The organism is Kaistia soli DSM 19436 (genome assembly GCF_900129325.1).
GTDB classification, from domain to species: domain Bacteria; phylum Pseudomonadota; class Alphaproteobacteria; order Rhizobiales; family Kaistiaceae; genus Kaistia; species Kaistia soli.
The window spans coordinates 240,274-261,191 of record NZ_FQUP01000001.1 but is presented as its reverse complement, the minus strand read 5'-3'; the positions used below and the strand labels follow the sequence as shown (position 1 = coordinate 261,191).

Below are 20,918 nucleotides of genomic sequence, written 5' to 3'. Positions count from 1 at the left end.
AGGTGCCCCGGCAACGCTTCAGTGAAGGAACACGACATGGCCATTGAAGGCAGCAAGGAAGAAGCCGCGAGCGGTCGCATTCGCCTCGGCATGGTGGGCGGCGGACAGGGCGCCTTCATCGGCGCGGTGCATCGCATCGCATCGCGTATCGACGATCAGTATGAGCTCGTCGCCGGCGCGCTGTCCTCGGAGCCGGCGCGCGCGAAGGCCTCGGCCAAGGATCTCGGCATCGCCGACGATCGCGCCTATGGCTCCTTCGCCGAAATGGCGAAGGCGGAAGCGGCGCGCCCCGACGGCATCGAGGCCGTCGCGATCGTGACGCCCAATCACATGCATGCCCCGGCCGCGAAGGCCTTTCTCGATGCGGGCATCCACGTCATCTGCGACAAGCCGCTGACGACGACGGTCGCAGAGGCCGAGGAACTGGTCGCACTTGCCAAGAAGTCGGGCAAAGTCTTCGCCGTCACGCATAACTACACCGGCTATCCGATGATCCGTCAGGCGCGGGCGATGGTTGCGGCCGGCGAACTCGGCACCATCCGCCTCGTCCAGGCTGAATATCCGCAGGATTGGCTGACCGAGAAGGCCGAGGCCACCGGATCGAAGCAGGCTGAATGGCGCACCGATCCGAAGCGTTCCGGCGCCGGCGGCTGCATCGGCGATATCGGCACGCATGCCTATAACCTCGCCTGTTTCGTCACCGGCCTCGAACTGGACGAACTGCTGGCACAGCTTTCGACCTTCGTCGAGGGGCGCTTGCTCGACGACGACGTCGAGATCCTGCTGCGCTGGAAGGGGGGTGCCCGCGGCATGCTCTGGGCGAGCCAGGTGGCCGTTGGCCATGAGAATGGGCTGAAGCTGCGCGTCTATGGCACCAAGGGCGGCCTCGAATGGACGCAGGCTGATCCGAACTATCTCTGGTTCACGAAGTTCGGCCAGCCGAAGCAGTTGCTCACCCGTGGCGGCGCCGGGGCATGGCCGGAGGCAGCGCGCGTCACCCGCGTGCCGTCGGGCCATCCCGAGGGATACCTCGAGGGTTTCGCGACCATCTATGCTGAAGCTGCACGTGCTATTCGTGCCGCCCGCGAAGGCAAGGCCGTCGATGCCGACGTGATCTATCCGTCCGTTGAGGACGGTCTGATCGGCATGAAGTTCATCGATGCGGCCGTGAAGTCTTCGCAGGCCGGCAACGTCTGGACCAAGGTCTGAGCGCACAGCGAGACGTTCGCGAGCCGGACGCTTCGCGATCAGCGATATATGGGGCGCCTTCGGGCGCCCCATTCTGTCTTATGCCGCGCCAAGGTCAGGGAAGTGGCAGGCTGTGTGTGCTGCTGGTGACGGTCACGGCGCAGCGGGTAGCGTTCTTTTCACGTGCGGCTCTGTCCCCGCATGCCCGAGCCAGGACAGCGGCCCGGCCATTCGCGGTCACACGGATCGAACGGATGCCGAGCACGCTGGCAAGTGTGGTGGGGACGGCCGCTGAGACCGTGCCCGACACCCCCGAAATGTCGACATCGAACTGCCGACCCGTTGTCCGCGCGATCGATCCGGTCGGCGTGGCGTCGAAGACGTTTTCTGCGATGACGCGCCTTTTACCGCCGGCTTCCCGGGCTCCGGCGATCAGTGCCGCATCCAGCCTCTCCTTCAGATCCTCGCGCGCGAAGATAACACGGGAGAGATCGATCGTGGCGCCGGTGATCGTGACGAGTGCGATGGCAAGGAAGCCGAACAGGGCTGCGGTGTTGCCGAGCGGACGGTCATGCACCATGTAACGGCGCGAGATCGCTGCGTCGTCGGTCTGACTGGGGCATTCGGCGGGTGGCACGGGCTCGATCCTCGGGAAGCGCCGCGATCGATCCGGGCTTCAGTTCGTTAAAACTTGAAGCAGATGCGAATTAATCATTGTTTGCGGAGAAGCGCGAAAAAGCGTCAACATTCGTTAACGCGGGCTCAGGAGCCCGGTTTCTGCGGATTGCAGCCGGTTTGATGTGTTCCAGCAGCGTGCTTGTCTCGATCCTGCGTTTCGCTATCGTTGTGCGGTGCACGCCATCTGTTATAAGCACGCCCGGCCGCCGGTGTGCGCGGTGAAAGAGATGACCCGTCAATGTCTCTGAATGTGCAAGGCGGAGGCGAGGCCACGCAGGCCGCGCCAGCCGCCGCAGGTGTTCCGGCCGGTGAGCATGCCGGTCATGGAACCGTGCATGCTGGCTTCTGGACGCTGGCCCTCGGCTCGGTTGGCGTCGTCTATGGCGACATCGGCACGAGCGTCATCTATGCGTTCCGTGAGGCCCTGCATGCGGCCCGCAGCGCTCATGGCGAGGTCATCCGGGAAGACGTGGTCAGCATCATCTCGCTGATCCTCTGGACGCTGACCATCATCGTCACGCTGAAATATGTCGTCATTCTGCTCCGCGCCGACAACAATGGCGAAGGCGGCACGCTTTCGCTGATGGCGCTCGCCACGCGCACGATGGGCAAATCCGCGCCGATCGTCTTCGTGCTCGGCGTCGCCGGCGCGGCGCTGTTTTATGGCGACGCTGTGATTACACCCGCCATTTCCGTCCTGTCGGCCGTAGAGGGCATCAAGCTGGTGACGCCAGCGCTCGACGATTTCGTCGTGCCGATCACGATTGCCATCATCACTGCACTGTTCTTGGTCCAGCGCTACGGAACCGCGCGCGTCGCCTCGCTTTTCGGACCGATCACGGCCGTCTGGTTCATCGTCATGACCATCGGCGGCTTCATTCATATCGCCGATGATCCCGGTATCTTCGCGGCGCTCAATCCCTATCACGCGGTCCGCTATATCTGGGTCAACGGCCATACCGGTCTGATCGTTATCGGCGCCGTGTTCCTGTCCGTAACCGGTGCCGAGGCGCTTTATGCCGATCTCGGCCATTTCGGCCGCAAGCCGATCCAGGCCGCCTGGCTTGGCTTCGTGTTCCCGGCGCTTGCCGCCAACTATCTTGGCCAGGGCGCGCTGGTGCTTGCCCATCCCGAGGCGATTTCCAACCCGTTCTTCCTGCTGTTCCCGGAATGGGCGGTGCTGCCCGTCGTGATCCTCGCCACCATGGCGACGGTGATCGCGGCGCAGGCCGTGATCACCGGCGCCTTCTCGATGACGCGCCAGGCGATCCAGCTGAAGCTGCTGCCGCGCATGGATATCGAGCATACCTCGGAGCAGCATGCCGGCCAGATCTACATGCCGCAGGTCAATACGCTCTTGATGATCGCGGTGCTGCTGCTGGTGGTGCTGTTCGGATCGTCGAGCCGTCTCGCGACCGCCTATGGCATCTCGGTGACCGGCGAGATGGTCATCACCGCGTGCCTTGCCTTCATCGTCGTCTGGCGCTTCTGGCGCTGGCCGGTCTGGGTCTCGGCGCTGCTCATCGCGCCGTTCCTGGTCATCGATCTCGTCTTCCTTGGCGCCAATCTGATCAAGATCACCGAGGGCGGCTGGGTGCCACTGCTGTTCGCCTTCTCGATCATGGTGATCATGCGCTCCTGGGTGCGCGGCACGAAGATCCTGTTCGACAAGAGCCGCCGCAACGACGTGCCGCTCAACGAGCTGGTTAAGAACCTCGAAAAGAGCAGCGTTGTGCGGGTACCCGGTACGGCGGTGTTCCTGACCAGCGATCCGGAGACGGCGCCGTCCTCGCTGCTGCACAGCCTCAAGCACTACCGGGTGCTGCATCAGAAGAATGTGCTGCTGACGGTGATTTCGTCGAATGTGCCGCATATCGACGATGCCGACCGCATCCGCATCGAGCCGGTCAATGACAGCTTCACCCGCGTGTTCATGACCTTCGGCTATATGGAAACGCCGAACGTGCCGAAGGCGCTTGGCCTCTGCCGCAAGCAGGGCTGGAAATACGACATTATGTCGACGTCCTTCTTCCTGTCGCGCCGCTCGATCAAGCCTGCCAAGGACCGCATATTCTCGCGCCTGCAGGACAAGTTGTTCATCAAGCTGGCGATCAATGCGAGCGACGCGACGGAATATTTCCACATCCCCACGGGCCGCGTGGTCGAGATCGGCACGCAGATGACGATCTGAGCGGGCATCCGCTCAGACGTCCTCGTTGCTGGGCCGACGCGACGGCTTGGCCAGGAAGGCCATCAGCGCCAGAAAGCCGGCCGCGACCGACACCGGCAGTGCTTCCGCGCCGAAGAGGTCGATGAGGTAGCCGATAGGCGTCGCGCCGATGACGGATCCTGCCGAATAGGCCATGCCGAACCCCGTCGAGACGATGGCCAGCCGCTGGCCGCGGAAATCCTGTCCGATCAGCACGATGCCGAGCGTATAGACGCCGGCGATGGTGCCGCCGGCCATGAACAGGACCGGCTGCAGCGCGATTCCCTCGCCCATGACGAAAGGGAGCAACGCCGTCGCGACAGCCGCGATCAGCGTCGCGCCGACGAGGACGATCCGCCTGCCATGCCTGTCCGCGAGCCAGCCGAGCGCGACGACGAGCACTGCCTCACCAAGCGCGAACGTCGCCACAAGGCGGGAGGCAGCCGCATCCGACAGTCCGTGCGCCAGGCCATAGAGCGGCAGCAGGCTCTGCATGGCCGTCTCGCCAATGCCGGACATGAAGGCAACGAGCAGGATCGGCCCGCCGAGACTTAGAGCGAGGCGCCACTGGCTGATGCCCTCCGGGGCGGCATCGTGCTCGGTTTCGACCCCGGATGAACCGCGATTCGACAGTACGGCCGAGAGGAGGGCGCCGGCGGCGAGCGGGATCATGGCGGCGATGAGCGGCCATGATCCGGTGACGCCGGTTGCACCAAGTGCCAGCGGCCCGAGGAACTGGCAGATCGCGTAGAGAGTGCCTGACGCGGCGATGATGCGGCCGCGCCGCCTATCATCGAGTTCGCCGTTCAGCCAGATTTCCGTCGTCGTCCAAAGGGCCGAGAAGCATGTGCCCATGACGAAGCGTGCCGCGAACCAGACGGCGACATGCGGAAGAAGCAGGATGGCGCCGAAGGACAGGAAGGGCACCGCGAAGAGCAGGGCGACCAGGCGGCCGATGCCGAGCCGTTCGATCGTCGCGGGCAGGAACGGGCCGACGAAGAGGATGCCGACGCCGGCCAGCGAAGCGTTGAGGCCGATCAGCCAACTCGCCAAATCCCGCTTCTCCAGCGCCAGGGAGAAGAAGGGATAGCTATAGCCATACAGCAGCGCCTCGGTTCCAATCAGGCACAATATGCCAGCGACACGCCATGACCGCACGATCGGCAAGCTCCCTGGAGGTTGCGGCCGGAACCGGACGGCTGCGTTCCGCTCAGAAATGGAGCTCCGAGACGATATCCTGCACGGGCACGTACATACCACCGGACTGCCCGTCACGCCCCGCCACGAACGCAGCACCCTCGAAGCGGGCGGCTATCCACTTTCGGCAGAGCCTCTCCGCGTAGACGACCGGCATCTCGTGGCTATGGGTTTCCTTCGCCGTCTCGGCGAAAACCGGATCGTTGTGGGGAGCCGTCCAGGAGCGGTGATCTTCGGAGAGAGCGACGGCGCGCTGCGGAATGGCCGAGATCCGGTTGTACATGGAGATCGTATTCTCGGACATATTCTGCCACGCGGTCGCACAGCGATGCAGAAGCCGCTCGAAATCGGCTCGCTTCTCGATCTGATGCGGCTCGCAGTGGAAATGCCGCTTGGACAGATCCTTGACCAGCATGCCGAGCGCAAACGCATCTGAAGTCGTGTTGATCGCAAGGAAGGGGGCGCTCAGCGAAGGGTCGTAAAGTGGATCGGCAATCGTCGCCGCATGGCGGCAGAAGGCGACCGGAAAAAACTCGTAGGTAGCCGGCAGCCCCGTGACCGGACATTCGATCTCGAAGGGAATGGCGATGGTCTGCGCGTTGATGAGGGCGCCGGGGCTGTCGGCAAACCCTGCATCGGTCATGATTTCGCCGAGCCGGCGCAACTCGCCCAGCGAATCGGCATAGTCGGTCTCGGTACTCGGGACGATGGCCAGAAACCCGGTCTTCCGATGCGCCTCGACTTCGCTCCGGAAGCACTCCAGCGCCGTCAGGAATTGATAGCCGTTGCGAACGTGCTCGACCATATAGCGTCCGAGCTGGAATTCGCGCTTGCCCGCGGAGCAGCGGACATCATTGTCGCGCCATCGCTCGAAATCGGATTTTGAAACAGCGCCCACTGTCGACGAGATAGGGCAGCGGCCTATCCCGGACGGAGCCGAACCCGGCTCCTCATCCACTTGTCCCCGACGCATTGCATGCCTCTTTACGCAGAACAACAAGACTTGATCAGTTGCGTGGCGACAACCTATGCAAGAACATCAACGCTTCATTAACCTTAGTTGAGCCCGCGATCGAGTTCAAGAACGCCTCGCGCTCTTGTGCTAATTTTCCAGTGTTGCGTCGACGGAGCCGCCCTCAGGAAGCTCCACGCTGGCAGTGGTGGAGGGGGCTCTGAAAATGGGCGCGACGGCGCGCGGTTCTTAAGCCTATTTCAAATTTCATGGCGGATTATGCGGCGTAGAACGGAGCCTGTTGCCGATGTCGCACGTTGCCGGCCGGATCACGATGAATCTCGTCGCGGCGATTTTCGTCACCATCGTCACGGTCACGGCAGCCGTGTCGTGGATGGCCGAGGAGCAGAACAAGCAGGCTCAGCTCAACACGGGCACGATGGTCACCGGTGGCATCGTGGCCATGGAGGACAACGTCAAGGCGTTCGCCAACGACTATGCGTGGTGGGAGGCGGGCTACAACGCCTACATGGCCCACGACACGGCCTGGGTCGATGCAAATTTCGGTTCCGGCATCAAGGACACGCAGATCTCCGACATTCTGGTGATCATTTCACCGGAGGGAGATATTCCGTACGCTTGGGCCATCGATAACGATCATGGCGAGCCGCGCCAGATCTTTTCGCCCGAGATCCGCGCCAAGATTGCAAAGCTCGCAATCGGCATGCCGGTCGAGAACGAGGCCGCGCGGGTCGCCTATTTCCGCGTTGGCGACAGCATCCTGCTCATCGCAGTTGCCCGGATCGCACCCGTCTCGCGTGCCACGGAGGTGGACCCGGCCACGCTGCCCTTCCTGGTTCAGGGCATCTATCTCGACGAGAAGCGGCTGCACGAACTTGGCAAGCAGTTCCTGATCGAGGACCTGACGATCAAGTTCAAGCCGAGTCAGGATGAACTCGACAACGACTACCCTCCCATCCGAGATTTTGACGGCAACCTAATCGGCGCATTTATATGGACGCCGCCGACGCCTGGCTTCGCGGTCCTGAAGAATGTCGTCGCGCCGATCGCTGGCGGCCTTTTCGTTTTCTGCCTCATTGCGATGTGGACGGTACTCCGCGCCCGTCGTCTCGCATTGCTGCAGGCGCAGAGTGAGAAGCAGGCGGTCAGCGCCGCTCGCACCGACAGTCTGACAGGCCTGACCAACCGCTTCGGGTTCAGCGAGATGAGCGAGGGTCCGGCATTTGCCGAGGCCTGCCGCCGCGGCGAGGCGGCGATCGTCTATCTCGACGTCAACGGTTTCAAGGCTGTGAACGATTCGATTGGACATCAGGGCGGCGATGAACTGGTGCGGCGGCTCGCCGAGCGTCTCTCAATGATCATGCCGCCGGATGCAAGTTTTGCGCGTGTCGGCGGCGACGAGTTCGCGCTTGCGCTTGTCGGGCGCGCCGCGCCGCAGGCCGTTGCCGGCGTCGCATCGGCGATGGTGCATGCGCTCGATCAGTCCTTCACGGTTGGCGGATTCCAGTTTCAGGTGACGGCTGCCGTCGGCTATGCCGTGGCCGACAGCGATGACATGACGCCATCGGAACTGTTGCGCCGGGCCGATCTCGCGATGTACCAGGCCAAGAACTCCGCCGAGCGCGAGGCTGTTCCCTATCATTCCGGGCTCGAAACCGGAGCGCTGCACAAGAAGCGGCTCGGCTTTGCCCTGCGCACGGCGATCGACGAAAAGTCGCTTTCCGTCGTCTATCAGCCGATCGTCCGTGCCAGCGATCTCGCAGTCGTCTCCCTGGAGGCGCTGGTGCGCTGGAATTCCAAGGAATTCGGCCCGGTTTCGCCGGCCGATTTCATCCCAGTGGCCGAGGAAACCGGCTTCATCCACGATATCGGCCGCTTCGTATTCCAGCAGGCCTGCGAGGACATGGCCAACTGGCCGGGGCTCAAGATCTCGGTCAATGTCTCACCGGCGCAGCTTCGCGACCCGAACTTCGCCAACGACCTTGCAGCGATTGCCCGTCGCAACGGCGTCGTCCCAAACCGCTTCAAGCTCGAACTGACCGAAGGGTTGCTGGTCCGAAATCCGACCATCGCCAAGCGTAAGCTGGCCCGGCTGAAATCCATGGGCTTTGGGCTTTCGCTCGATGACTTTGGCACTGGATTCTCGTCGATCGGCTATCTTCGCCAGTTCCCGTTTGACTGGCTCAAGATCGACAAGTCGTTCATCTCCGAGCTCGGCACCAATCCGACGGCCAATGCGCTGATCCAGTCGATGATCGCACTCGGCGACGCCATGGACATCGCGGTGGTAGCGGAGGGGATCGAGACAGCCGAGCAGCTCAAGCTGCTGAGGCTGCTGCAATGTGAGTTCGTCCAAGGCTACCATCTGGCAAAGCCGATGGCGGCTGCTGACATCACCGCGTTGCTCGCGCGGCTCGGTGAGGGAAGGCGGATGTTTTCCGGCCCCTCCGACTCGGGTTATGCAGCGGAGCGCACCAGCTGATCGCATCCGCGAAACGGGGCGCCCCGATCGACGGCTAGCCGCTCTTCGCGGCGACCAGCACGAGGCCCCGGCATGCCCGCTTTCCCTGGATCAGCCGGCGTCAGCCTCTCGGCCGCCGACGCGCGTCACCTCTTTCTGTCAGCGCAGGGTTTCGGCGGCCGCCGCACGGCCGCAGCCTCGCGCTGGCCGCAGATCGACGCGGCGGTGGCGCGGATGGGTCTGCTGCAGATCGATTCCGTCAATGTGCTGGTGCGCTCCCACTATCTGCCGGTCTTCAGTCGGATCGGCGCTTATCCGCGTGCCGCGCTCGATGCCCGCGCCTTCGAGAAGGGCAAGCGCCGCGCTTTTTTCGAGTTCTGGGCGCATGAGGCCTCGCTGCTGCCACTCGACCTCTATCCGCTGATGAAATGGCGGATGCGCCGTGCGGCGGCAGGCAGCGGCATTTATGGCGGCGTCCATCGCTTCGCCAGCGAGAATGCCGACTATGTCGCTGCAGTTCGGGCGGAAATCGTCCGGCGGGGCGCGCTGGCAGCGTCCGAGCTTGATGACCCCGGCGAGCGCAGCGGGCCATGGTGGGGCTGGCACAAAGGCAAGACGGCGCTCGAATATCTGTTCTGGACCGGCGAGGTCACAACCGCCTTCCGGCGCGGCTTTGAACGTGTCTATGACCTGCCGGAGCGTGTGCTTCCCGCCGAAATTCTTTCCGCAGAGGAGCCACGCGAGGCCGAGGCGATCCGTCTTCTCGTCGCCCGCTCGGCCTCAGCGCTAGGCGTCGCGACCGAAGCCGATCTCCGCGACTATTTTCGCCTCCCGGTGGCCGAAACGCGCCAAGCCATCGCGGCGCTTGTCGAAGACGGCGTTTTGTTGCCCGCCGCGGTCGAAGGCTGGCGCCAGCCGGCTTTTTTCGCCGCGGATGCGCAGGCGCCCGGAAAGATCGGCGCATCGGCGCTGCTGTCGCCGTTCGACCCTTTGGTCTGGCATCGGCCGCGCACAGAGCGCATTTTCGATTTTCACTACCGGCTCGAGTTCTACACGCCGGGGCCGAAGCGCGTGTTCGGCTATTTCGTGATGCCGCTGCTCTATCGCGGCGCGCTTGTCGGCCGCGTCGATCTGAAGGCCGATCGCGCCGCCGGCGTCCTGCGCGTACCCGGCGTTTTTCTCGAACCGAAGGTCAAGCGGCCCGAACCTGTTGTCGCAACGCTTGCCGCAGAGCTTGTTCACCTCGCGGGCTGGCTGGAACTCGGCGAGATCGCGATCACCGGCGAGGACAAGACGGCTCTCGCACTGTCCGCACTGCTCTGAAACGCGCGCGTAGTTTTGCCCGAACATTTCATCTGTCCTTAAAGCTCGGATGCTTTTTAATGGCTTGATCGTGGCTGGCTTGGACGTGATGAGAATTTTCCGACGCCCTACGGCGAAGTTCGCAGTTCAAGTGGCGCTTCCGGCGCTGTTGATCATCGCGGCAGCCATTTTCGCCGGGCATCTTATTCTCAACGATATGGCCGAGCAGGTCGATCGCAGCGAATCGCGCAACGTCGAGCGCTCGGTCAATGCAGCACTGAGTTCGTTGCTGACACGTCTGCGCGAAACCAACGGCGACTATGCCGTGTGGGACGATGCGGTTCGCAAGCTCTACGGCAAGGTCGACCCCGACTTCGTGCAGAGCAATCTGATCGATTCGACACGCCAGGCCATTCTCTTCGACACCGTTTATCTCCTCGGCGAGGACGACCAGTCGATCTTCGGCTATCAGAATGGCAGCGCCGCAATGCGTTCTGCGAGGGACGAATTCGGCGCCGTGCTCGACTTGCTCGTGACCAAAGTTCGCGCACAGTCGAAGTCCTTTGATTCCCAGACCGGGTTCCTGCGTGACCGGGAAGGCGCTCTTTATGCGGTCGCTATAGGTTCCGTGACGCCGTCGAGCGATGCGGTCGAAAAACCGCTTGGTCAGGCCCGGCTCCTGTTGATCGGACGCGCGCTCAATGGAGCTGCGCTGCAGCGGATGAGCGAGGAATTCGTGCTGGACGGGCTGGCATTTGCCGCGTCGTCCGGTCCAGACAAGCCCGGCGTGCGGATCAATGATCCCTCCGGAACGCAGATTGCGCTTCTGACCTGGGCGCCCTCGGCGCAAGGCAATGAAGCGTTTCATCGCGTATTGCCGACGGCCTTTCTGGCTGCGGGCCTTGTTTGCCTGACCACGCTGTTCCTGATGGCAATCGGCTACGCCAATCTGGTGGAGCTCAGCAAGCGAGAGCGGCAGGCCGTGTTTGCCGCCAATCACGATGAACTCACGGGCCTGCCCAATCGCGCGGCCTTCGGCCGGTCGCTTGAGAAAGCCACGTCGCACTACAGACCTGAGTGCACGCCCGTTGCGCTGATCTACATGGATCTCGACGGCTTCAAAGAGGTCAACGACGCCTATGGCCACGAGTCGGGCGACTTCCTTTTGAAATATGTTGCGTCGGGGTTCGGGGCAATTTGCCAGGGGGCAGGGACGCTTGCCCGTGTTGGCGGGGATGAATTCGCGCTGTTACTCGATCGACCAGAGACGGTCCAGCGGGCCGAGATCCTCTGCGAGCAACTCATACGCTTCTTCGACCATCCGGCGGCGATCAATGGCCGAATGATCTCGATCGGCACCAGCATCGGCGTCGCGGTGATGGCGCAGGAAGCTCTGTCGGCGGAGGAACTGCTGCGCCGCTCGGATGTCGCGATGTATCTGGCCAAGGAATTCGGCCGCAACCGCGTCGCCTTCTACGATCCCTCCATCGACGCCGCCCGGTCAGAGCGCACGACGCTCGCCGACAAGCTGCGCGAGGCGATCAAGGCTGATCAGCTTGCGGTCGTCTATCAGCCGATCTTCGAGGCGGGCTCGATGCGCCCGACCGGCGTCGAGGCGCTGGTGCGCTGGCTCCACCCGGAGGTAGGTCTCGTGCCGCCGGACATTTTCGTGCCGATTGCGGAAGAAAGCGGCCTCATAGATCAGATCGGCGCCTTCGTGATCGGGCGCGCCTGCCGCGACGCCCTGGAATGGCCGGGCGTCAGGCTGTCCGTCAATGTCTCGGCCGTTCAGTTCCGCAATCCGAAGTTCGACGTCGTGCTCGCCAACATGCTCGGCGAGATCGGCTTTCCGACCGAGCGCCTCGAGATCGAGATGACGGAGACCCATCTCGTCGCCAATCCCGAGCGCGCCCAGGCAATCATCGCCAATTTGCGCGCGCGTGGTGTCACCATCGCGCTGGACGATTTCGGAACCGGCTATTCGTCCATCGGCTACCTGCGCCGGTTCGCTTTCGACAAGCTGAAGCTCGACCGGTCGCTCGTGGTGGGCATTACCTCGGACGAGGCGGCGCGCGAGCTCTGCGAGGCGACGATCGCGCTGGCGCGTGCGCTTGATCTCCGCGTGACAGCGGAGGGTGTCGAAACGGAGGGTGAAGCGGTACTGCTGCGGCAGGCTGGCTGCGACTATCTTCAGGGTTATGCCTTCGCCCGGCCGATGACGGCGGAAGCCGTCGGGAGCTTTCTGCTCTCCACGGTTCCGACCGCCGTCGCATTGCCCTGGACGGGCTGAGCCACAAAACCTCAGCCGAGGCTTGATACGACCGAGGCCGCCGCCTTGCCGAGCGCGTCATGCGCGTCGGGATCGAAATGCAGCCCGTCGAAGGCGCTTGACCGGATCACCGTACCGGCGTCGAGGAAGGCGACGCCGTGTGTCGCGGCGACCTCCGCGTAAAGCGCGCCGAGCTGCAGCGACTTTTCATAGCCGCCGACAAACATTCGCTCGATATGGACCGCCTCGCCGCAATGGTTGAGCATGGGCGGAGGAGCGATCAGAAGAATCTTGGGCACGCTGCCATTCGGCCCGGCTTCCGCGAGCTTCGCGACCTTGATGAGTTCGGCGGCGCCGGCGGCGATATCCGCCGCGGGGAGGGCGAAACGCGCCTTCAGGTCGTTGCTGCCGAGCATGATCGCGACGACATCGAGCGGTCGATGGCTCCTGAGGCAGGGCAGCAGATAGGCCTTGCCATTCATATGCGCGCCCTCGATCGGGTCGTCATGGACGGTGGTCCGCCCCGGCAGCCCTTCCTCGATGACCCGCCAAGCGCCGCCAAGGGCGGCCTGCATAACGCCGGGCCAACGCTCCTCGAAGGAATAGCGGCTGTTCGGCCGCGCAATCGTCGCCTCGCCAAAGGTGTTGGAGTCGCCAAAGGCGAGCACCGTCTTCATGGTTTTTCCTCCCCGGATATTACCGTTCTCAGATGGCTGCGGCGAACGTGCCAGAGCGATGAAGAGCGGACAAGTCGCCCGCTGCTATCTTCCGTAAAGGCCGTGAAGTTGCTTTCCAAAGCGTCGCGGCACAGCGCCGTCGCGGTGACAAGGAACCGCTGGCCGTCTTAAGCTCCTGAAAGCCGGCGCCGGCCGGTCCCTCGAACAGGAATGCCCCGATGCGGAAGCCCGCCGATGCCGCCGTGCCCATCCTTGACGTCATCGCTGAGCGCTGGAGTCCTCGCGCCTTCGATCCTGAACGGACGATGAGCGAGGCCGACCTTGCTCCCCTTTTCGAGGCGGCGCGATGGGCGCCATCATCGAGCAATTCGCAGCCCTGGCGCTTCGTCTATGCGCTTCGTGGCGAGCCGGCCTTCGGGGCGCTTCTTGACGCCGCCGTGCCCGGCAACCAGGCCTGGGTGAAACGCGCCTCGGTACTCGCCTATTCGGTTGCGCGGCTTCACTCCGACAGCGGCCGCGCCCTCTGGCACAATCGGCACGATACGGGCATGGCGCTCGGCTATCTGTTGCTGCAGGCCACGGCGAACGGCTTCGCCGTGCATCCCTTCGGCGGCTTCGACAGCGACAAGGTCATTGCGGCGGCCGGGATCACGGGCGATTTCGAGCCAGTGGCCGGCATCGCGATCGGCTATCCGGGGGATCCGGCGCTGCTCGGCGAGGGCGCGGCACGAGAGATGGAGCCGCGTCAGCGGCGGGCTGTGGCAGACTTCGCGTTCCATGGTCGCTGGCCGCTATAGCGTTCGGGACGGCGATATCGCTGGCAGGGTCCAGCCCGTTGGCCCGGTGCGTTCGCTCGGGTCAGTACAAACGTTCCGGGATCATTTGTTGCAATTCCGGAATAGTAATGTCGATGGCGGGCCAAGCCAACCAGCGTGCAGCGCAGCATGTCAAGATATTGTGGCAAATACACCATGTTATACAATATGTTGATCATTCCTGCTTTATTACGCGTCCTTGAGAAACGCGGTCCACAAGATGGCGCAGCGGCTTGACAATAAGCGCCCCGACACTCCTAATGATCCCGGAATTGAGGCGGATGAACGCGCTCGGCGTGTCGTGCGGGAGGAGATGGCGATGGCCATTCCGACCGACGCATCGGGTGGGATCCGGACATAGCGGGAGGACCTGATGAGAAAGATGAATCGACTGGGATTTGGAGCGCGGGCGGGTGGCCGCTTCGCGGCTGCTTTGGCCGGCGCAGCGATGCTTGCAAGCGCTGCCTTCGTCGGCGCCGCCTCGGCGTCAGAGCTGACGGTCTGGTGCTGGGACCCGAATTTCAACATTCCGGCCATGAAGGACGCGAGCGAGCGCTACACGAAGGCGCATCCCGATACGACCTTCAACGTTGCCAACATCACCCAGGATGAAATCAACCAGAAGCTTCAGACGCAGTTCCTCGCGGGCGTCACCGATGGCCTGCCGGACATCGTCCTGATTCAGGACGACAACATCCAGCGCTTCTTGCAGTCGTTCCCCGGCTCCTTCGTGCCGCTGTCCGATTCCATCGACATGAAGAAGTTCGCCGACTACAAGGTCGCCGCGGCGACCTTTGACGGCAAGTCCTACTCGCTGCCTTTCGATTCCGGTGTCGCGGGCCTCTTCTACCGCACCGACTATCTGGAACAGGCTGGCTACAAGCCCGAGGATCTGCAGAACATCTCCTGGGCCAAGCTGATCGAGATCGGCAAGGACGTTCTCGCCAAGACCGGCCACCCGCTGATCAGCATGGACTATAACGGCGACGACCTCATCGTCCTGATGATGCAGTCGACTGGCCAGTGGTATCTGAAGAACGGCAAAGAGCCGAACATTCTCGACAATCCCGCGCTCAAGACGGCGCTCGAGACCTTCCAGACCATGGCGAAGGCCGGCATCATCAAGTCCGTCTCGGGCTGGACTGATTACACCGGCTCGTTCACTTCAGGCCAGGTTGCCGCTGTGCCGCAGGGCGTGTGGATCACCGGCACAATCAAGTCGGTCCCGGAGCAGTCGGGCAAGTGGCGCGTGGCGCCGATGCCGATCCTTGAGGGTGTTGAAGGGGCGACCCACTTCTCCAGCAATGGTGGCTCGAGCTGGTATGTGCTTGCCTCGTCCAAGCATCAGGATGAGGCCGTCGATTTCCTCAAGACCGTTTGGGGCGGCGATGTCGACTTCTATCAGGGTATCCTGATCAACCAGGGCGCCGTGGGCTCGCTCCTCGCCGCTCGTGAAGGCGCTGCCTACAAGGCCAGCGATCCGTTCTTCAACGGCGAGCCGGTCTGGCAGAACTTCTCCGACTGGCTGGCCAAGGTGCCGACCGTCGACTACGGCACCTTCACGCCGGAGGCCCGCATGGCCGTCCGCGCGCAGATCCCGAACATTGCCAATGGCGGCAATATCGACGAAGCGCTGAAGGCGATCGACGCGCAGCTGCGCCAGCAGATGCAGTAATCGCGTCTCCTTTCCCATGTGGGCGGGCCTCAGGCCCGCCCCGATCCAGCAGTCTCTTCCTGGTGCGGCGCCCAAGCCGCATCGTGAGGTGCGGCATTCATGATCGGAAGGGCGCATGGCGCAGACGCGTTTAGACCGTAGCGAGCAAATCAATGGCTGGGCATTCGTCATGCCTGCGCTGGTCCTGCTCGGCATCTTCATGATCTACCCGATCATCTGGTCGCTCTGGATGAGCTTCCAAGTTGGTCGCGGCGCCAATTTCTCCTTTGGCGGCCTGGCCAATATCCAGCGGCTCGCCAATGACGCGCTGCTGATCAAGGCGCTGACCAACACCTGCATCTTCTTCTTCATCCAGGTGCCGATCATGATCGTTCTGGCGCTGCTTTTCGCAGTCGCCCTCAACGATCCGACGCTGAAGTTCCGGGGACTGTTCAGGACCGCGCTGTTCCTGCCCTGCGTCACGTCGCTCATCGCCTATTCGAGCCTGTTCAAGTCGATGTTCTCCGCCGACGGCATCATCAACCAGGCCCTTTTGACGCTGCATGTGATTGGCACGCCGATCCCGTGGCTATCCGATCCCTTCTGGGCGCGGGTCGTCATCATCACCGCCATCACCTGGCGCTGGACCGGCTACAACATGATCTTCTATCTGGCCGCATTGCAGAATGTGGACAAGTCGATCTACGAGGTCGCGAGGATCGATGGCGTCCCGGCATGGGCCCGCTTCACGCGCATCACAATCCCGATGCTGAAGCCGGTGATCCTCTTCACCACGATCCTGTCGACCATCGGAACGCTGCAGCTCTTCGACGAGGTCAACAACATCACGCAGGGCGGCCCAGGCAACGCCACGCTGACGCTCTCGATGTACATCTACAATCTGACCTTCCGCATGATGCCCAGCTTCGGCTATTCGGCCACCGTCTCCTGGGTCATCGTTCTGATCGTCGCGGTCCTGAGCTTCGTCCAGTTCATGATCGCCCGTGATCGCAGGAGGGCGACATGAGCGTCGCGCTCCTGCGCCGCGGCGCCGTCTACGCGTTTCTCTCGGTCGCCGCGTTCCTGTCAGTCTTTCCGTTCTACTGGATGGCGGTCGGCTCGACCAACCAGTCGCCCGACATTGTGCGCGGCAAGCTGGGGGTGGGCGAGAATCTGCTGGTCAATTTCCAGCATCTTATGACCCAGGTCGACCTGCCGCGGGTCTTCGGCAATTCGTTTTTGATTGCCGTCATCTCGACATTTCTGACGCTCGCCGTCTCGTCGTTCGCCGGCTACGGCTTCGAAATGTTCCGCTCGCGCATCCGGGAGCGGATATTCCAGCTGCTGCTCCTGCTGCTGTCGATCCCGTTTGCCGCTCTGATGGTGCCGCTGTTCGTCATGATCTCGCGCGCCCAGCTGAACAACACCTTCACGGCCGTTGTCCTGCCGGGGATCGCGTCGATCTTCATCGTCTTCTATTTCCGCCAGGCCACGAAGGCGTTCCCGCGCGAATTGCGCGATGCGGCCCGCGTCGACGGTCTGAAGGAATGGCAGATCTTCCTCTTCGTCTATCTGCCGACCATGCGGTCGACCTATGCAGCGGCGACGATCATCGTTTTCATGAACGCCTGGAACAATTACCTCTGGCCGCTGATCGTGCTGCAGACGCCGGAAAACAAGACGATCACGCTCGTGATCTCGACACTCACCGCAGCCTATACGCCGGACTACGGCGTCATCCTGCTCGCCACCGTGCTCGCCACGGCTCCGACGCTCGTCATCTTCTTCGTTCTGCAGCGGCAATTCGTGCAGGGGATGCTGGGAGCGGTCAAATGAGGAACGCATCATGACCAGCCTCAGCCTCAAGGGCATCCGCAAGTCCTATGGGCAGCTTCCCGTCATCAAGGGAGTCGATCTCACTGTCGATTCACGCGAGTTCGTCGTGTTCGTCGGGCCGTCCGGCTGCGGTAAGTCGACCTTGCTGCGCATGATCGCAGGCCTTGAATCGATCACCGCTGGCGATCTCGAGATCGGCGGCAAACGCATGAACGATGTCGACCCGTCGAAGCGCGGCATCGCGATGGTCTTCCAGTCCTATGCGCTCTATCCGCATATGAGCGTGCGCGACAATATGGGCTTTGCGCTCCGTTTCGCCGGCAAGCCCAAGGACGAGATCGCCCGCCAGGTCAACGAGGCCGCACGCATCCTGGAACTCGGGCCGCTGCTCGATCGCCTGCCGGCGCAGCTTTCGGGCGGCCAGCGGCAGCGCGTCGCCATCGGCCGGGCCATCGTGCGCCATCCCGACGTGTTCCTGTTCGACGAGCCGCTTTCCAACCTCGATGCCGAGCTCCGCGTTCATATGCGCATCGAACTGGCGCGCCTGCATCGCGAATTGCAGGCGACGATTATCTACGTCACGCACGACCAGGTCGAAGCGATGACGCTGGCCGACAAGATCGTCGTGCTGCGCGAGGGCGAGGTCTCGCAGGTTGGCACGCCGCTGCAGCTTTACGACGACCCGGACAACCTGTTCGTCGCCGGCTTCATCGGCTCGCCGAAGATGAACTTCCTGTCCGGCGAGGTCGTCGACACAGGCGCTGGCGCCGCGACGATCGCGCTGGTCAATCATGGCGGCGTCCGCCTCACCAAACCGCTCGGCGGCCAGTTGCTGCAAAAGGGCGAGATGGTGACGATCGGCATCCGCCCTGAACATTTCGGTGTGGCGGGGCAGGGCACCGATATAGCTCTCGCCGTCGATGTCGCCGAGCATCTCGGCTCGACCACCTATGTCTATGCCCATGGCGGTGGCGAGCGGCTGATCATCCAGCGCGAAGAACGCCATATGGGCGACACCGATGCCATAGCAGTCTCCATCCCCCCTGAGGCTGCCTTGCTCTTCGACAGCGCCGGCAAGCGGCTGCGCTGATTTCAAGCCTTTGATCCTATCGACTGAGGAGTACCACCAAGTGACTTCCGAACCTGTGCGCTGGGGCATTCTCGGCCCCGGCAGCATCGCCAAGACCTTTGCGGGCGGCGTCGCTCATTCGAAGACCGGCAAGCTGGTTGCGATTGCGACGCGCGACCCCGCGCGTCCCGGCCTCAGCGACGGTTTCCCCGGCGCGCGTATTCTCGACGGCTATGATGCGCTGCTCGCAGATCCCGAGGTCGAGGCGATCTATATCGCGACACCGCATCCCGGCCACGCCGAATGGGCGATCAAGGCCGCAGAAGCCGGCAAGCATGTGCTGGTCGAAAAGCCGCTCGCGCTGACGGCGTTCGAGGCGGGGGCGGTGTTCCACGCCGCCAAGAAGGCCGGCACCTTCGCGGCCGAAGCCTTCATGTACCGCGTCCATCCGCAGACGGCCAAGCTGGTCGATCTGGTCAAGGCCGGCACCATCGGCGAGGTCCGCGCGATCAAGTCGAGCTTCGGCTTCGCCATGCCGCGCTTCGACGCCTCGCACCGCCTCTACGCCAACGAACTCGCCGGCGGCGGCATCCTCGATGTCGGTTGCTATCCGGTTTCGATGGCGCGGCTCATCGCGGGTGCAGCGGCGGGCAAGCCGTTCCTGGAGCCCGAGAAAGTGGTTGGCGTCGGCCATCTCGGCAAGTCCGGTGTCGACGAATGGGCCTCGGCGCTGCTGAAGTTCCCGAACGAGATCCTCGCGGAGGTTTCCTGCTCGGTGTCGCTGGCGCAGGATAATGTGCTGCGCATTCTCGGCACCACAGGCCGGATCGAGGTCAAGGACTTCTGGTTTGCCGGTGGCCGCGAGGGCGGCTCGGGCGTGATCACGATCTATCGCCCGGATGGCTCGGTCGAAACGGTCACCGTGCCGGAAGAGGGCTGGCTCTATTCCTTCGAGGTCGATGCGGCGGGCGCAGCCATCCGCGCCGGCAAGCTGGAACTGTCACCGCCAGGCATGACCTGGGCCGACACGCTCGGCAATCTCGCGGTTCTCGACAAGTGGCGCGCTGATATCGGTCTCGAATATGATATCGAGCGCCCGGCCAACCGGCCGCGCACGGCGTCGGGCCGCGTGTTGGCGCGCAAGGGCGCCGGTATTCCGAAGCGCTCCCTGCCGGGCGTCAGCCGCGACACCTCGCTCGTCGCGCTCGGTTTCGAGTTCTTCCCGAACTTCTCGGGCGCCTCGATCCTGCTCGACGCGTTCTATGAGGCTGGCGGAAACTTGTTCGACACGGCCTATATCTATGGCGGTGGCAAGACCGAAGCGCTGTTCGGCGAGTGGCAGAGCTCACGGGGCATTGCGCGGGACGATTTCGTCGTGATCGGCAAGGGTGCGCACTCGCCGCTCGTCTATCCCGATATCATCGCCAAGCAGCTGACGCAGACCCTCGATCGGCTCAAGACCGATCACGTCGACGTCTATTTCATGCATCGCGACAATCCGGACGTCCCGGTTGGCGAGTTCGTCGACGCGATGGATGCCGAGGTCAAGGCCGGCCGCATTCGGGGGCCTTTCGGCGGCTCCAACTGGACGCGCGAGCGTCTCGACGCGGCGATCGCCTATGCCGAGAAGAACGGCAAGACCAAGCCCGGCGCGCTCTCCAACAACTTCTCGCTCGCCGAGATGGTCGATCCGATCTGGGCCGGCTGCGTCCATGCCTCGGACGACGCGTGGAAATCTTGGCTGAACGCCCATCAGATCCCGAACTTCGCCTGGTCGAGCCAGGGTCGCGGCTTTTTCACCGAGCGCGCCGGCCGTGGCAAGATGGACGACGAGGAGATCGTGCGCTGCTGGTACTCGGAGAAGAACTTCGAGCGCCGTGACCGGGCAATCGAACTGGCCGGCAAGCTCGGCCGCAACCCGATCCATATCGCGCTCGCCTATGTGCTCGCCCAGCCGTTCCCGGTCGTCCCGCTGATCGGCCCGCGCACGCTTGCCGAGCTTGAAGACAGCCTCTCGGCGCTCGATATCCGCCTGACGGCGGAGCAGGTCGCCTGGCTCGATAAGGGCTGAGGCTCGGTCAAGACAAAGCCATGGCCGGCATGTCCGGCCGTGGCTTTACAAGAGTGCCCGGCGCCTTTGGCGCCGGCGCATCAGTCCATGTCTGAATCGCCGCCGCATGGCTCGGGACGTTCGCGCCGTTCCGGCTGGCGGGCATGCAGAACTGCTGCGCGCAGATGCGGCCCCAGCGACTTGTAGTGGTCCAGCAGCCGATGCTCCCCCGCATCCTCGCGGCGGGCGGTCTGGTCGGCGATATGAAGCGACATGGTTTTCTCCTCTTTGGGTACCGCTGCGTCAGGCGCAGCGGTCTCGTCGGTCCGCCTCAAAGGCGGCGCCTTCGTCTTCGGGTTCGGGCCCGATCGGCAGATCGGACAGGTCATGGGCGCTCATGCGCCAGAGGGCATTCTCGTTGTCATGCGTAAGCACGGGACGAGAGGCCCAGTCGGTGATGGTGCGATAGAGGCTGGAGAGGATCATGGTTGGTCTCCTGTGGCTGACACCACCGAATATGGAGATAGCCCTACGGCGATC

The 20,918-nt window shown here is 63.3% G+C and carries 17 protein-coding genes; 11 read left to right on the top strand and 6 right to left on the bottom strand.

Annotated elements, in window-relative coordinates:
- The first annotated feature begins 36 nt into the window (after nt 1–36).
- A complete protein-coding gene (locus tag BUB39_RS01250) occupies nt 37–1,209 on the top strand; it encodes a Gfo/Idh/MocA family protein (RefSeq protein WP_073051242.1) in 1,173 nt (390 codons plus the stop codon).
- Between the two features lie 94 nt (nt 1,210–1,303).
- Here BUB39_RS01250 and BUB39_RS01245 read toward each other — a convergent pair whose 3' ends face one another.
- Nucleotides 1,304–1,825, bottom strand: coding sequence for a pilus assembly protein TadG-related protein (locus BUB39_RS01245; RefSeq protein ID WP_073051241.1), 522 nt, complete (start codon nt 1,823–1,825; stop codon nt 1,304–1,306).
- Nucleotides 1,826–2,104: 279 nt separating this feature from the next.
- Between BUB39_RS01245 and BUB39_RS01240 the strand changes: the two genes are divergently transcribed.
- A complete protein-coding gene (locus BUB39_RS01240; protein WP_073051240.1) occupies nt 2,105–4,057 on the top strand; it encodes a potassium transporter Kup in 1,953 nt (650 codons plus the stop codon).
- A 12-nt stretch (nt 4,058–4,069) separates the two neighbouring features.
- Here the strand turns inward: BUB39_RS01240 and BUB39_RS01235 are convergent, their stop codons facing one another.
- Together BUB39_RS01235 and BUB39_RS01230 are read right to left on the bottom strand one after the other, a co-directional pair.
- The gene (locus BUB39_RS01235; protein WP_175561681.1) at nt 4,070–5,233 is read right to left on the bottom strand and encodes an MFS transporter; all 1,164 of its coding nucleotides are present in this window, start codon (nt 5,231–5,233) and stop codon (nt 4,070–4,072) included.
- A gap of 52 nt (nt 5,234–5,285) precedes the next feature.
- Nucleotides 5,286–6,077, bottom strand: a complete 792-nt coding sequence (locus BUB39_RS01230) for a hypothetical protein (protein WP_139251301.1) — start codon at nt 6,075–6,077, stop codon at nt 5,286–5,288.
- A gap of 454 nt (nt 6,078–6,531) precedes the next feature.
- Between BUB39_RS01230 and BUB39_RS01225 the strand changes: the two genes are divergently transcribed.
- The 3 genes from BUB39_RS01225 (at nt 6,532) to BUB39_RS01215 (ending at nt 12,298) form a co-directional block, all read left to right on the top strand.
- Entirely contained in the window at nt 6,532–8,727 is a 2,196-nt protein-coding gene (locus tag BUB39_RS01225; protein ID WP_073051237.1) for a bifunctional diguanylate cyclase/phosphodiesterase, read from the top strand.
- Between the two features lie 72 nt (nt 8,728–8,799).
- Nucleotides 8,800–10,029, top strand: coding sequence for a winged helix-turn-helix domain-containing protein (locus BUB39_RS01220; protein WP_073051236.1), 1,230 nt, complete (start codon nt 8,800–8,802; stop codon nt 10,027–10,029).
- Nucleotides 10,030–10,159: 130 nt separating this feature from the next.
- Nucleotides 10,160–12,298, top strand: coding sequence for a putative bifunctional diguanylate cyclase/phosphodiesterase (locus BUB39_RS01215; RefSeq protein ID WP_175561679.1), 2,139 nt, complete (start codon nt 10,160–10,162; stop codon nt 12,296–12,298).
- Between the two features lie 11 nt (nt 12,299–12,309).
- Here BUB39_RS01215 and BUB39_RS01210 read toward each other — a convergent pair whose 3' ends face one another.
- Nucleotides 12,310–12,954 carry an SGNH/GDSL hydrolase family protein gene (locus BUB39_RS01210; RefSeq protein WP_073051235.1) on the bottom strand — a complete coding sequence of 215 codons (645 nt, stop codon included), beginning with the start codon at nt 12,952–12,954 and terminating at the stop codon, nt 12,310–12,312.
- A gap of 218 nt (nt 12,955–13,172) precedes the next feature.
- Here BUB39_RS01210 and BUB39_RS01205 point away from each other — a divergent pair, with 218 nt between their 5' ends.
- The 6 genes from BUB39_RS01205 (at nt 13,173) to BUB39_RS01180 (ending at nt 20,399) form a co-directional block, all read left to right on the top strand.
- Entirely contained in the window at nt 13,173–13,751 is a 579-nt protein-coding gene (locus BUB39_RS01205) for a nitroreductase family protein (protein ID WP_073051228.1), read from the top strand.
- Nucleotides 13,752–14,142: 391 nt separating this feature from the next.
- Nucleotides 14,143–15,444, top strand: a complete 1,302-nt coding sequence (locus tag BUB39_RS01200; RefSeq protein WP_073051226.1) for an ABC transporter substrate-binding protein — start codon at nt 14,143–14,145, stop codon at nt 15,442–15,444.
- 115 nt (nt 15,445–15,559) lie between these two features.
- Nucleotides 15,560–16,450: a carbohydrate ABC transporter permease gene (locus BUB39_RS01195; protein ID WP_073051224.1), complete on the top strand. Its 891-nt coding sequence runs from the start codon at nt 15,560–15,562 to the stop codon at nt 16,448–16,450.
- Entirely contained in the window at nt 16,447–17,259 is an 813-nt protein-coding gene (locus BUB39_RS01190) for a carbohydrate ABC transporter permease (protein ID WP_073051222.1), read from the top strand. The genes BUB39_RS01195 and BUB39_RS01190 overlap by 4 nt, the downstream gene beginning before the upstream one ends.
- Before the next feature lie 10 nt (nt 17,260–17,269).
- On the top strand, nt 17,270–18,349 hold the full coding sequence (locus BUB39_RS01185) for an ABC transporter ATP-binding protein (RefSeq protein WP_073051220.1): 1,080 nt from the start codon (nt 17,270–17,272) through the stop codon (nt 18,347–18,349).
- Nucleotides 18,350–18,389: 40 nt separating this feature from the next.
- Entirely contained in the window at nt 18,390–20,399 is a 2,010-nt protein-coding gene (locus BUB39_RS01180) for an aldo/keto reductase (protein WP_073051219.1), read from the top strand.
- Nucleotides 20,400–20,479: 80 nt separating this feature from the next.
- On the opposite strand, the gene BUB39_RS25360 is transcribed toward BUB39_RS01180, so the two are convergent.
- Both BUB39_RS25360 and BUB39_RS01175 read right to left on the bottom strand, forming a co-directional pair.
- Entirely contained in the window at nt 20,480–20,653 is a 174-nt protein-coding gene (locus BUB39_RS25360) for a hypothetical protein (RefSeq protein WP_175561677.1), read from the bottom strand.
- A gap of 28 nt (nt 20,654–20,681) precedes the next feature.
- The gene (locus tag BUB39_RS01175; RefSeq protein ID WP_073051216.1) at nt 20,682–20,864 is read right to left on the bottom strand and encodes a hypothetical protein; all 183 of its coding nucleotides are present in this window, start codon (nt 20,862–20,864) and stop codon (nt 20,682–20,684) included.
- Nucleotides 20,865–20,918: the final 54 nt, after the last annotated feature.

What these genes read in the sequence shown, in the direction of transcription:
- BUB39_RS01250 (WP_073051242.1), top strand. Translation starts at nt 37, where the DNA reads ATGGCCATTGAAGGCAGCAAGGAAGAAGCCGCGAGCGGTCGCATTCGC.
- BUB39_RS01240 (WP_073051240.1), top strand. Translation starts at nt 2,105, where the DNA reads ATGTCTCTGAATGTGCAAGGCGGAGGCGAGGCCACGCAGGCCGCGCCA.
- BUB39_RS01230 (WP_139251301.1), bottom strand. Translation starts at nt 6,077, where the DNA reads ATGGTCGAGCACGTTCGCAACGGCTATCAATTCCTGACGGCGCTGGAG.
- BUB39_RS01225 (WP_073051237.1), top strand. Translation starts at nt 6,532, where the DNA reads ATGTCGCACGTTGCCGGCCGGATCACGATGAATCTCGTCGCGGCGATT.
- BUB39_RS01220 (WP_073051236.1), top strand. Translation starts at nt 8,800, where the DNA reads ATGCCCGCTTTCCCTGGATCAGCCGGCGTCAGCCTCTCGGCCGCCGAC.
- BUB39_RS01210 (WP_073051235.1), bottom strand. Translation starts at nt 12,954, where the DNA reads ATGAAGACGGTGCTCGCCTTTGGCGACTCCAACACCTTTGGCGAGGCG.
- BUB39_RS01205 (WP_073051228.1), top strand. Translation starts at nt 13,173, where the DNA reads ATGCGGAAGCCCGCCGATGCCGCCGTGCCCATCCTTGACGTCATCGCT.
- BUB39_RS01200 (WP_073051226.1), top strand. Translation starts at nt 14,143, where the DNA reads ATGAGAAAGATGAATCGACTGGGATTTGGAGCGCGGGCGGGTGGCCGC.
- BUB39_RS01195 (WP_073051224.1), top strand. Translation starts at nt 15,560, where the DNA reads ATGGCGCAGACGCGTTTAGACCGTAGCGAGCAAATCAATGGCTGGGCA.
- BUB39_RS01190 (WP_073051222.1), top strand. Translation starts at nt 16,447, where the DNA reads ATGAGCGTCGCGCTCCTGCGCCGCGGCGCCGTCTACGCGTTTCTCTCG.
- BUB39_RS01185 (WP_073051220.1), top strand. Translation starts at nt 17,270, where the DNA reads ATGACCAGCCTCAGCCTCAAGGGCATCCGCAAGTCCTATGGGCAGCTT.
- BUB39_RS25360 (WP_175561677.1), bottom strand. Translation starts at nt 20,653, where the DNA reads ATGTCGCTTCATATCGCCGACCAGACCGCCCGCCGCGAGGATGCGGGG.
- BUB39_RS01175 (WP_073051216.1), bottom strand. Translation starts at nt 20,864, where the DNA reads ATGATCCTCTCCAGCCTCTATCGCACCATCACCGACTGGGCCTCTCGT.